We start from the raw sequence: 11720 nt of genomic DNA on the forward strand, positions 1-11720 counted from the left end.
GACCGCCACAGCCCCTAGGAGACAGACAGTGAACGACTTCCCCGGCAGCGGCCTGTACGCCCGCACCGAGGCCGAGTACACCGGCCCGCGCGCCGAGTCCCGCTATGTGATCCCGCGGTTCGTCGAGCGCACCTCGCAGGGCATCCGCGAGTACGACCCGTACGCGAAGCTCTTCGAGGAGCGCGTGATCTTCCTCGGCGTGCAGATCGACGACGCCTCCGCCAACGACGTCATGGCGCAGCTGCTGTGCCTGGAGTCGATGGACCCCGACCGGGACATCTCGGTCTACATCAACAGCCCGGGCGGCTCCTTCACCGCGCTCACGGCCATCTACGACACGATGCAGTTCGTGAAGCCGGACATCCAGACGGTCTGCATGGGCCAGGCGGCCTCCGCCGCCGCCATCCTGCTGGCCGCCGGTACGCCCGGCAAGCGCATGGCGCTGCCCAACGCCCGCGTGCTGATCCACCAGCCGTACAGCGAGACCGGCCGGGGCCAGGTCTCCGACCTGGAGATCGCCGCCAACGAGATCCTCCGGATGCGTGCGCAGCTGGAGGAGATGCTGGCCAAGCACTCCACCACGCCGATCGAGAAGATCCGCGAGGACATCGAGCGCGACAAGATCCTCACGGCCGAGGACGCGCTGTCGTACGGGCTGATCGACCAGATCATCTCCACCCGGAAGATGAACAACAGCGACGTCCGCTGACGCGGACCGGGTATCGTCTGCTGCCCCTTGGCACGGTTTGGGATGGTGCACGTCAAAGTGAACCGCGCCAAGGGGGGCCCGAACGGGGGCCCAGGCAAGGTACCGTCGACATAAGGCAGCACCAGGAGCCGCTGGACGCGATGTCCAGTCGTCTCCACGGCGAAGGGGAAGCACACCGTGGCACGCATCGGTGACGGCGGCGATCTGCTCAAGTGCTCGTTCTGCGGCAAGAGCCAGAAGCAGGTCAAGAAGCTCATCGCAGGCCCTGGTGTGTACATCTGCGACGAGTGCATCGATCTCTGCAACGAGATCATCGAGGAAGAGCTCGCGGAGACCAGTGAGGTCCGCTGGGAGGAACTCCCGAAGCCGCGCGAGATCTACGAGTTCCTCGAGGGGTACGTGGTCGGTCAGGAAGCGGCCAAGAAGGCGCTCTCCGTGGCCGTGTACAACCACTACAAGCGCGTCCAGGCCGGCGAGAACGGCGGCGGTCAGAACCGCGAGGACGCCATCGAGTTGGCGAAGTCCAACATCCTGCTGCTCGGTCCGACGGGTTCCGGCAAGACGCTCCTCGCGCAGACGCTGGCCCGCATGCTGAACGTCCCCTTCGCCATTGCCGACGCCACGGCGCTGACGGAGGCCGGGTACGTCGGCGAGGACGTCGAGAACATCCTGCTGAAGCTGATCCAGGCCGCCGACTACGACGTCAAGAAGGCCGAGACCGGGATCATCTACATCGACGAGATCGACAAGGTCGCGAGGAAGAGTGAAAACCCCTCCATCACGCGCGACGTGTCGGGCGAGGGCGTCCAGCAGGCCCTGCTGAAGATCCTCGAGGGCACCACGGCCTCCGTGCCGCCGCAGGGCGGGCGCAAGCACCCGCACCAGGAGTTCATCCAGATCGACACGACGAACGTCCTGTTCATCGTGGGTGGCGCGTTCGCCGGCCTGGAGAAGATCATCGAGTCGCGGGCCGGCGCCAAGGGCATCGGCTTCGGCGCGACGATCCGCTCCAAGCGGGAGCTGGAGTCCAAGGACCAGTTCGAGGACGTCATGCCCGAGGACCTGGTCAAGTTCGGCATGATCCCCGAGTTCATCGGCCGCCTCCCCGTCATCACCTCGGTCCACAACCTGGACCGCGAGGCCCTGCTCCAGATCCTGGTCGAGCCGCGCAACGCGCTGGTGAAGCAGTACCAGCGCCTCTTCGAACTCGACGGCGTCGAGCTGGACTTCGAGCGCGAGGCGCTGGAGGCCATCGCCGACCAGGCCATCCTCCGCCAGACCGGCGCGCGCGGCCTGCGCGCCATCATGGAGGAGGTCCTGATGTCGGTGATGTACGAGGTCCCGTCCCGCAAGGACGTGGCCCGCGTCGTCATCACGGCGGACGTCGTCCACTCGAACGTGAACCCCACCCTGATCCCCCGCGACGCCCGCCGCGGCCCGGGGGAGCAGAAGTCGGCGTAACCGCCACCACGGACCAACGGGGAAGGGCCCGGTCGAAAGACCGGGCCCTTCCGCTTGCTCCGACGGTGCCGCGTCAGGCCTTGACGCGGATCTCCGAGCGGACCTTCGTCGTGATGTCCACGGCGATGTCCTTGGTGATGCCCTTCGTCGCGTCACCCGGCGACACCATCGCGATGGTGCTGTAGTCGGCCCACGCGCAGAACCAGTCCGTCTTCTCCTTCTTGGTGGCCAGGTCGGTGCCCTGGGCCGCCTGGCACTTCATGACCGCGCCGTCGAGGTCGACGGACTCGGCCTCACCGACCAGCTTGGTCTTGCCCGAGGAGGAACCGGAGGAGTCCTTGTCGGCGGACTTCTTGAAGTCGGCGAAGAACCTGTCCAGCGCCGCCTCGGGGTCCGCGATCTCGCCGTAGGCGCCGAAGTACGTGATGCCCTTCGCGGTGGCGAGGTCGGACAGATCCGGCGTCGAGCTCGGGTCGCTGGGGTCGTACGAGCTCAGGTCCGCCGTGGAGTAGACGCCGACGACGCTCTTGCCGTTCTTGACGCCGCTCTTCTCCAGGTCGTCGGCGGTGTCGTTGGAGTCGCCGAGGTTCTCGCCGACCTTGGTCGCACGCGTGTACTCGCTGAGCAGCTTGTCCGGCGTGGCCAACTTGTGCGCGCCGTCGTCCTCCACGCCGGCCGCGCCGCCACCGCTGCCCAGGACGAAGTACGCGCCGACGCCGATCGCCGCCACGACCGCCACCGCGCCGATGATCAGGCCGGTCTTCTTGCCGCCGCCGGACGGCTGCGGGGGATGCGGCATGTTGTACGGCTGCTGGCCGTAGGGGGGCTGCTGCGGGGGGACACCCTGGGGAGCCTGCTGCGGGTAGCCGTAGCCCGGCTGGGGCGGCGGCGTCTGCTGCGGGTAGCCGTAACCGGGCTGGGGCGCCTGCGGCTGCTGGCCGTATGGACCCGGCTGACCGTACGGGCCGGGCTGCTGGGGCTGCCCGCCGTACGGGCCCGGCTGGTTGTAGCTCATTTCTGGGTTCCCCTCCAGATGCTTATGTGTTCCTGACATCCTGGCGCAGAGTCGTCGGTCCCACGGCATCGGGGTGCCCACCGTTACAGAACAAAGGCGTTTCGGGACACGCCCGAGACACCCCTAAACTGACCTCGTGACCGAGAACGCTCAGCAGCAGCCACCAGCGCCCGACACCGAACTGCCGACCCAGTACGCGCCGGCCGACGTAGAGGGGCCGCTGTACGAGCGCTGGGTAGAGCGCGGTTACTTCGAGGCGGACGAGAAGAGCGACAAGCCTCCGTACACCATCGTCATCCCGCCGCCGAACGTCACCGGCAGCCTGCACCTCGGGCACGCCTTCGAGCACACGCTCATCGACGCCCTGACCCGCCGCAAGCGCATGCAGGGCTTCGAGACGCTGTGGCAGCCCGGCATGGACCACGCGGGCATCGCCACGCAGAACGTCGTCGAGCGCGAGCTCGGCAAGGAGGGCAAGTCCCGCCACGACCTCGGCCGTGAGGCGTTCGTCGAGCGCGTCTGGAAGTGGAAGGGCGAGTCCGGCGGCCAGATCTCCGGCCAGATGCGCCGCCTCGGCGACGGCGTCGCCTGGTCCCGTGAGCGCTTCACCATGGACGAGGGCCTGTCCCAGGCCGTCCAGACCATCTTCAAGCGCCTCTACGACGACGAGCTGATCTACCGCGCCGAGCGCATCATCAACTGGTGCCCGCGCTGTCTGACCGCGATCTCCGACATCGAGGTCGAGTACCAGGACGACGACGGCGAGCTCGTCTCCATGAAGTACGGCGACGGCGACGACACCATCGTCGTCGCCACGACCCGCGCCGAGACGATGCTCGGCGACACCGCCGTCGCCGTCCACCCCGACGACGAGCGCTACCGGCACCTGGTCGGCAAGCTCATCAAGCTGCCGCTGACCGACCGCTCGATCCCGGTCGTCGCCGACACTCACGTCGACCCCGAGTTCGGCACGGGTGCCGTCAAGGTCACCCCGGCCCACGACCCGAACGACTTCGAGATCGGCCAGCGTCACGACCTGCCGGCCATCACGATCATGGACGAGCACGCGGTCATCACCGCCCACGGCCCCTTCCAGGGCCTGGACCGGCTGGAGGCCCGCTCCGCCATCGTCGCCGCGCTGCGCGCCGAGGGCCGGATCGTCGCCGAGAAGCGGCCGTACGTCCACTCCGTCGGCCACTGCTCGCGCTGCAAGACCACCATCGAGCCGCGCCTGTCCATGCAGTGGTGGGTCAAGGTCGGCCCGCTCGCCAAGGCCGCCGGTGACGCGGTCCGCGACGGCCGCGTCAAGATCCACCCGCAGGAGATGGAGAAGCGGTACTTCGACTGGGTCGACAACCTCCACGACTGGTGCATCTCGCGGCAGTTGTGGTGGGGCCACCGCATCCCCGTCTGGTACGGCCCGAACGGCGAGGTCGTCTGCGTCGGCCCCGACGAGGAGCCGCCCACCGGTGAGGGCTGGCGTCAGGACACCGACGTCCTCGACACCTGGTTCTCCTCCGGCCTGTGGCCGTTCTCCACGCTCGGCTGGCCCGAACAGACCCAGTCGCTCGAGAAGTTCTACCCGAACTCCGTCCTGGTCACCGGCTACGACATCCTCTTCTTCTGGGTCGCCCGGATGATGATGTTCGGCCTGTACGCGATGGACGGCACCCCGCCGTTCCACACCATCGCCCTGCACGGCATGGTCCGCGACCAGTTCGGCAAGAAGATGTCGAAGTCCTTCGGCAACGCGGTCAACCCGCTGGACTGGATGGACAAGTACGGCTCCGACGCGCTCCGTTTCACCCTCGCGCGCGGCGCCAACCCGGGCGTCGACGTCCCGATCGGCGAGGACTGGGTCCAGGGCTCCCGGAACTTCGCCAACAAGATCTGGAACGCCACCCGCTTCGCGCTGATGAACGGCGCGACGGTGGACGGGCCCCTTCCGGACCCGTCGGCGATGTCCTCCACGGACCGCTGGATCCTGTCCCGCCTCAACTCCGTCGTCGCCGAAGTCGACGCGCTCTACGACGACTTCCAGTTCGCGAAGCTGTCCGACGCCCTGTTCCACTTCGCGTGGGACGAGGTCTTCGACTGGTACGTCGAGCTGTCCAAGACGACGTTCCAGGCCGGCGGCGAGGCGGCCGAGGTCAGCAAGCGCGTCCTCGGCGAGGTCCTCGACGTCACGCTGAAGCTGCTGCACCCGGTGGTCCCGTTCGTCACCGAGACCCTGTGGACCACACTGACCGGCGGCGAGTCCATCGTGATCGCCGACTGGCCGGCCGACAGCGGCTTCCGCGACCAGGGCGCCGAGCGGGAGATCGAGTCCCTCCAGTCCGTCATCACCGAGGTCCGCCGCTTCCGCGCCGACCAGGGCCTCCAGCCCGGCCAGCGGGTCCCGGCCCGGCTGACCCTGGACGGCACGGCCCTCGCCGCGCACGAGCCGGCCATCCGCCAGCTCCTGCGCCTCCAGCCGGAGGGCGACGCCTTCACAGCGACGGCGACGCTGCCGGTCGCGGGCGCGGAGGTCGCCCTCGACCTGTCCGGCGTGATCGACGTCGCGGCCGAGCGCAAGCGCCTGGCCAAGGACCTCGCCGCCGCCGAGAAGGAGAAGGCGCAGGCCACGGCCAAGCTCGGCAACGAGGCGTTCCTCGCGAAGGCCCCCGACCAGGTGGTCGACAAGATCCGCGGCCGCCTCGCGAAGGCGGACGAGGACATCGCCCGCATCACGGCCCAGCTGGAGCGCCTGCCGCAGGCGTAGGGGCTACGACGGCCAGGAGGCCCCCGGTGCTCTCGGGCACCGGAGGCCTTGCCGTACACCGGATCGGGGCACGGGGAACCGTCCGTCCCCGGCGCCACCCCCACTCCCTGGGCGCTCTGTCAGTCGGCCTCCGTAGACTGGCCCCGTGAGCGACCAGAACGAGCCCGACCCACTCGACCTCTTCGACGAGATCATCGCGGAGGAGACCGACCGCGACCCCGACCTCGCCGTCATCGAGGCCGGCAGCCGCACTCTGCGCACCCAGGGCGGCCCTCAGCAGGCGGACGTGCCCGCCCGCCCCGAGGACCCCGAGGTCGACAAGGCCCTGCGTGAGGTCGAGGCGGAGCTGGCGACCCGCTGGGGCGAGACCAAGCTGGAGCCCTCGGTCGCCCGTATCGCCGCGCTCATGGACCTCCTGGGCGAGCCCCAGCGGTCGTACCCGTCGATCCACATCACCGGGACCAACGGCAAGACGTCGACCGCCCGCATGATCGAGGCCCTGCTCGGCGCCTTCGAGCTGCGCACCGGGCGCTACACCTCGCCGCACGTCCAGTCGATCACCGAGCGGATCAGCCTGGACGGCGCCCCCGTCTCCGCCGAGCGGTTCATCGAGACGTACCAGGACATCAGGCCGTACATCGAGATGGTCGACTCCTCGCAGGAGTTCCGCCTGTCGTTCTTCGAGGTGCTCACGGGCATGGCGTACGCCGCCTTCGCGGACGCGCCCGTCGACGTCGCCGTCGTCGAGGTCGGCATGGGCGGCTCCTGGGACGCCACGAACGTCATCGACGCGGATGTCGCCGTCGTGACGCCGATCGACCTCGACCACACCGACCGGCTCGGCACCACCCCCGGCGAGATCGCCGGGGAGAAGGCCGGGATCGTCAAGCAGGGCGCCACCGTGATCATGGCCCAGCAGCCGGTGGACGCCGCGCAGGTGCTGCTGAAGAAGGCCGTCGAGGTCGACGCCACCGTGGCCCGCGAGGGCCTGGAGTTCGGGGTCGTCGCCCGCCAGGTCGCCGTCGGCGGGCAAGTCGTCACCCTGCGCGGCCTGGGCGGCGAGTACCCCGAGGTCTACCTCCCGCTGCATGGCGCCCACCAGGCGCACAACGCGGCGGTCGCCCTCGCCGCCGTCGAGGCGTTCTTCGGGGTCGGCGCCGCCCGCGCCGAGCCGCTGGACATCGACACCGTCCGCAAGGCGTTCGCCGCCGTCTCCTCCCCGGGCCGTATGGAGGTCGTCCGGCGCTCCCCGACCGTCGTGCTGGACGCCGCGCACAACCCGGCGGGCGCCCGTGTGACCGCCGACGCGATCGGTGAGGCCTTCGACTTCAGCCGGCTGATCGGCGTCGTCGGCGCGAGCGGCGACAAGAACGTCCGGGGCCTGCTGGAGGCGTTCGAGCCGATCTTCGCCGAGGTCGTCGTCACCCAGAACAGCTCGCACCGCGCCATGGACGCCGACGAACTCGCGGCCATCGCCGTCGAGGTGTTCGGCGACGAGCGCGTCCAGGTCGAGCCGCGGCTGCCGGACGCCCTGGAGGCCGCGATCACGCTGGCCGAGGAGGAGGGCGAGTTCACCGGCGGCGGCGTCCTCGTCACCGGCTCCGTCATCACGGTCGGCGAAGCCCGGCTGCTGCTCGGGAAGGGCTGAGTCCGAGATGCGTACGCTCTGTTCCTCGACGCTGATCGGCGAGTTCTTCGTCATCGGCTTCGCCGGTCTGGTCGCCATGAAGGACCCGGACCTGTCCATGGCGACGGTGTGGACGGTCAGCGGCATCGCGATGTTCCTGTGCGTGCTGCTGTGCGGCCTGGTGACCCGCCCCGGCGGCGTGGCGCTGGGCTGGGCCCTGCAGGTCGCGCTGATCGCGTCCGGCTTCATCGTGCCCATGATGTTCATCCTGGGCGTGGTCTTCGCGGCCCTGTGGTGGGCCTCGGTGCACTACGGCCGCAAGGTCGACGAGGCGAAGGCGAGATTCGCCGCGCAGGCGGACTCCTCCACACCTGACGCTGCGTAACGGGCGCCTGGACACGCCCTGTAACCTCTTCCCACCGCACACCGGCAGTAAGAAGGAGCCCTCCCGTGACCCAGCGCACCCTCGTCCTGCTCAAGCCCGACGCCGTCCGGCGGGGCCTGACCGGCGAGATCATCAGCCGTATCGAGCGCAAGGCCGGCTGGCAGATCACCGCGCTGGAGCTGCGCTCCCTGGACCAGGACACGCTGGAGCAGCACTACGGCGAGCACAAGGGCAAGCCCTTCTACGAGCCGCTCGTGGAGTTCATGGCGTCCGGTCCGGTCGTCGCCCTGATCGTCGAGGGCGAGCGGGTCATCGAGGGGCTGCGCCAGCTGGCCGGGCCGACCGACCCGATCGCCGCCGCGCCCGGTTCGATCCGCGGCGACTACGGCGTCATCGTGCGGGAGAACCTGATCCACGCCTCGGACTCCGAGGAGTCCGCCGAGCGCGAGGTCAAGATCTTCTTCCCCGGCCGAGCCTGATCCCCCCGGCCGCTCCCCAAGAGGGGCGGCCCCAGGTAATCTGCCGCCCGTGGCATATGCCGGGCGATCGGGGGAACGAGTGCCCCCGATGGACCGTCTCCACAAGCGGGGCGCCTCGCCATCTGCTGACAATGGCGGAGACCCTCCCGCAGTGTTCGTGCAGGCGCGTCTACGATGGAAGCCTTCACGTCACAGCACCCACTTCGCCGTCCTGAAATGCCGTCAAACGCTCCCAGGAAGGCCAGACGAATCCTGATGGGGAACTCAATGTCGTTCATCGGCCGTGACATGGCTGTCGACCTCGGGACCGCCAACACGCTGGTGTACGTCAGGGGTCGCGGGATCGTACTCAACGAGCCGTCCGTCGTCGCGATCAACACGAACACCGGTGGCATCCTCGCGGTCGGCGCCGAGGCGAAGAAGATGATCGGGCGCACGCCGGGCAACATCGTGGCCGTACGGCCGCTGAAGGACGGCGTGATCGCCGACTTCGAGATCACCGAGCGGATGCTCCGCTACTTCATCCTGAAGATCCACAAGCGGCGGTATCTCGCTCGTCCCCGGGTCGTCGTCTGTGTGCCCTCGGGCATCACCGGCGTCGAGCGCCGCGCCGTCATCGAGGCGTCGTCCCAGGCCGGCGCCCGCCAGGTGCACATCATCGAGGAGCCCATGGCCGCGGCCATCGGCTCCGGCCTGCCGGTCCACGAGGCCACGGGCAACATGGTGGTGGACATCGGCGGCGGCACCACGGAGGTCGCGGTCATCTCCCTCGGCGGCATCGTCACCGCCCAGTCCATCCGGGTCGCGGGCGACGAGCTGGACAACGCGATCATCCAGCACATCAAGAAGGAGTACTCCCTTCTGCTGGGTGAGCGCACGGCCGAACAGATCAAGATCACGATCGGCTCCGCGTACGACCTCGACTCCGACGAGCACACCGAAATCCGCGGCCGGGACCTCGTCTCCGGGCTGCCGAAGACCGTCGTCATCTCCGCGGCCGAAGTGCGCAAGGCCATCGAGGAACCGGTCAACGCCATCGTGGACGCGGTCAAGACGACCCTCGACAAGTGCCCGCCGGAGCTGTCCGGCGACATCATGGACCGAGGAATCGTTCTGACCGGCGGCGGCGCCCTGCTGCGCGGTCTCGACGAGCGGCTGCGCCGCGAGACGGGCATGCCGATCCACATCGCCGAGGACCCGCTGGACAGCGTGGCGCTCGGCTCCGGCAAGTGCGTCGAGGAGTTCGAGGCGCTGCAGCAGGTGCTCGACGCCCAGCCGCGCAGATGACGTAACTCTTTCGTTCCGCCGTACGAGATGATCTCCTCTCGTGCGGCGGATCGTCGATTCGGAGGCTTAAGCTCGCGCATATGCCTCCGCACAGCTGAACACCCCAACCCCCGCACATTCCAATGAGGAAGGGCACGGCCGCCGCACGTGAGGGACACACGAGAGAGCCGGCTGCTCCTGGTGCTGCTGGTCGCCATCGCGTTCGCACTGATCACGGTGGACATCCGCGGCGGTGAGGACTCCCCGGTCGACGGTGCCCGCCAGGCCGCCGCCGCGGTCTTCGGCCCGGTCGAGGACGGCGTGTCGGCCGCGGTGAACCCGGTCGGCAACGCCGTCTCCGCCATCCGCGACTCCGGTGAGCGCCACGACCGGCTCGCCCGGCTCGAGCAGGAGAACGCCGCCCTCAAGGCGAAGCTCGGCAGCGACGACCGCAGCCGCAGCCGCCTCAAGCAGCTCGACAAGATGCTGAAGGTCGCGGGCGAGGGCCAGTACGGCATCAAGGGCGCCCAGGTCATCGCGATAGGAGCGGCCCAGGGCTTCTCCTGGACCATCACCATCGACGCCGGCGCCAACGACGGCCTCCAGCGCGACATGACCGTCCTGAACGGCGACGGACTGGTCGGCCGCGTCACCACCGTCGGCCCGAACACCGCGACGGTCCTGCTCGCCAACGACCCCGACTTCACCGTCGGCACCCGCATGGAGGCCAGCGACGAGCTCGGCTTCGCCTCCGGTCAGGGAGACCGCCCGCTGCGGGTCGAACTCCTCAACGGCAAGGCCGAGGTGAAGAAGGGCGACCGTCTCGTCACCTTCGGCTCGCAGGCCGACAAGCCGTTCGTCCCCGGTGTCCCGGTCGGCGTCGTCTCCCGTGTCGACCCGTCCGGCGGCGGCCTGACCCGCACCCTGTACGTCACGCCGTACGTCGGCTTCTCCAAGCTCGACGTCGTCGGCGTCGTCGTCCAGGCGCCGAAGAAGGACCCGCGCGACACGGTGCTGCCCGCCAAGCCGAAGCCGAAGCCCACGCCGACCGTCACGGTGACCGTGACGCCGGGCGCCGAGGTGCAGGACGGCGGCGGGCAACAGCAGCAGGGCGACACCCAGGACCAGCCCCTGGCCGGGGGCCTCCAGCCCCGCGCCGACGACCTGTACCAGTACGAGCAAGACCAGTAGGAGCTGAGCCCTCATGCGCGTCAACCGGATCCTGCTCTCCACCTCCCTGGTCGTCGTCGCCCTGGTCGTCCAGGTCAGCGTCCTCGCCCGGCTCCATCTGCCCGGCGCCGTACCGGATCTGCTGCTCCTGACCGTCCTGGGCCTCGCCCTCGTCTACGGCCATGTCGGTGGCGCCCTCGTCGGCTTCGGCGCCGGTCTGCTCGCCGACCTCGCCCCACCCGCCGACCACGCCGCCGGCCGCTACGCGCTCGTCCTGTGCGTCATCGGCTATCTCGCCGGCCTGTTCAAACCGGACAACGGCAAGCTCAAGTCGGCCACCGGGCCCATGGTCGTCGTGGTCGTCGCCGCGGTCGGCACGACGCTGCTGTACGCGGGCGTCGGCGCGCTCGTCGGCGACACGACCGCCCGTCATGTCGGGCTCGGCAGCCTCCTGTTCACGGCGGCCCTGTACGACCTGCTGCTCGCGCCCTTCGTCGTCCCCGGGATCATGGCGCTCGCCCGGCGCGCGGAGAACGACCCGCTCGCCGAGACCAGCAGCCAGGCGAAGAAGTCCGACATCTCCTCCGGCTGGCTCTCCGGCGGCACCGGTCTGCGGATCGGAGGCCAGCGGGGCGGACTGAAGGTCAGGACGGTCCGGGCGCGCACGGCACGCGCCGGGCGCATCAAGGGGGTCAAGCGCCTGTGAGGCCAGCGGAGTTCACCCGGACGGGTGAGCCGGGAGGGAACCCGGGCTCGCCGGTGGGACGTTCCACACTCGTACACGCACAGCCGTACGGACGATCCGCACAGACGTCCGTCCTCGTGTCCCATGTCCTGGGACCGGCCC

The 11720-nt window shown here is 69.4% G+C and carries 10 protein-coding genes; 9 read left to right on the forward strand and 1 reads right to left on the reverse strand.

Annotation, left to right across the window (positions count from 1 at the left end; genetic code table 11):
* Positions 1-28 precede the first annotated feature (28 nt).
* Both ADL34_RS32605 and clpX read left to right on the forward strand, forming a co-directional pair.
* The gene (locus ADL34_RS32605; RefSeq protein ID WP_062669898.1) at positions 29-709 is read left to right on the forward strand and encodes an ATP-dependent Clp protease proteolytic subunit; all 681 of its coding nucleotides are present in this window, start codon (positions 29-31) and stop codon (positions 707-709) included.
* Positions 710-886: 177 nt separating this feature from the next.
* On the forward strand, positions 887-2170 hold the full coding sequence (gene clpX, locus ADL34_RS32610) for an ATP-dependent Clp protease ATP-binding subunit ClpX (protein WP_062669900.1): 1284 nt from the start codon (positions 887-889) through the stop codon (positions 2168-2170).
* 73 nt (positions 2171-2243) lie between these two features.
* On the opposite strand, the gene ADL34_RS32615 is transcribed toward clpX, so the two are convergent.
* Positions 2244-3185 (reverse strand): hypothetical protein, encoded by a 942-nt coding sequence (locus ADL34_RS32615; protein ID WP_062669902.1) that lies wholly within the window; start codon positions 3183-3185, stop codon positions 2244-2246.
* A gap of 136 nt (positions 3186-3321) precedes the next feature.
* Here ADL34_RS32615 and ADL34_RS32620 point away from each other — a divergent pair, with 136 nt between their 5' ends.
* The 7 genes from ADL34_RS32620 (at position 3322) to mreD (ending at position 11579) form a co-directional block, all read left to right on the forward strand.
* Complete coding sequence (locus ADL34_RS32620; RefSeq protein WP_062669904.1) at positions 3322-5946, forward strand: valine--tRNA ligase; 2625 nt, start codon at positions 3322-3324, stop codon at positions 5944-5946.
* Positions 5947-6091: 145 nt separating this feature from the next.
* Positions 6092-7594, forward strand: coding sequence for a bifunctional tetrahydrofolate synthase/dihydrofolate synthase (gene folC, locus ADL34_RS32625; protein ID WP_062669906.1), 1503 nt, complete (start codon positions 6092-6094; stop codon positions 7592-7594).
* Between the two features lie 7 nt (positions 7595-7601).
* Positions 7602-7958: a DUF4233 domain-containing protein gene (locus ADL34_RS32630; RefSeq protein ID WP_062669908.1), complete on the forward strand. Its 357-nt coding sequence runs from the start codon at positions 7602-7604 to the stop codon at positions 7956-7958.
* 65 nt (positions 7959-8023) lie between these two features.
* On the forward strand, positions 8024-8437 hold the full coding sequence (gene ndk / locus ADL34_RS32635; protein WP_062669910.1) for a nucleoside-diphosphate kinase: 414 nt from the start codon (positions 8024-8026) through the stop codon (positions 8435-8437).
* 267 nt (positions 8438-8704) lie between these two features.
* Positions 8705-9724 (forward strand): rod shape-determining protein, encoded by a 1020-nt coding sequence (locus ADL34_RS32640; protein ID WP_004001297.1) that lies wholly within the window; start codon positions 8705-8707, stop codon positions 9722-9724.
* A 147-nt stretch (positions 9725-9871) separates the two neighbouring features.
* Complete coding sequence (gene mreC / locus ADL34_RS32645; protein ID WP_062669912.1) at positions 9872-10894, forward strand: rod shape-determining protein MreC; 1023 nt, start codon at positions 9872-9874, stop codon at positions 10892-10894.
* Between the two features lie 13 nt (positions 10895-10907).
* A complete protein-coding gene (mreD, locus tag ADL34_RS32650; protein ID WP_062669914.1) occupies positions 10908-11579 on the forward strand; it encodes a rod shape-determining protein MreD in 672 nt (223 codons plus the stop codon).
* The last annotated feature ends 141 nt before the right edge of the window (positions 11580-11720 follow it).

This window comes from Streptomyces sp. NRRL WC-3605 (genome assembly GCF_001509795.1).
Lineage (GTDB): Bacteria > Actinomycetota > Actinomycetes > Streptomycetales > Streptomycetaceae > Streptomyces > Streptomyces viridochromogenes.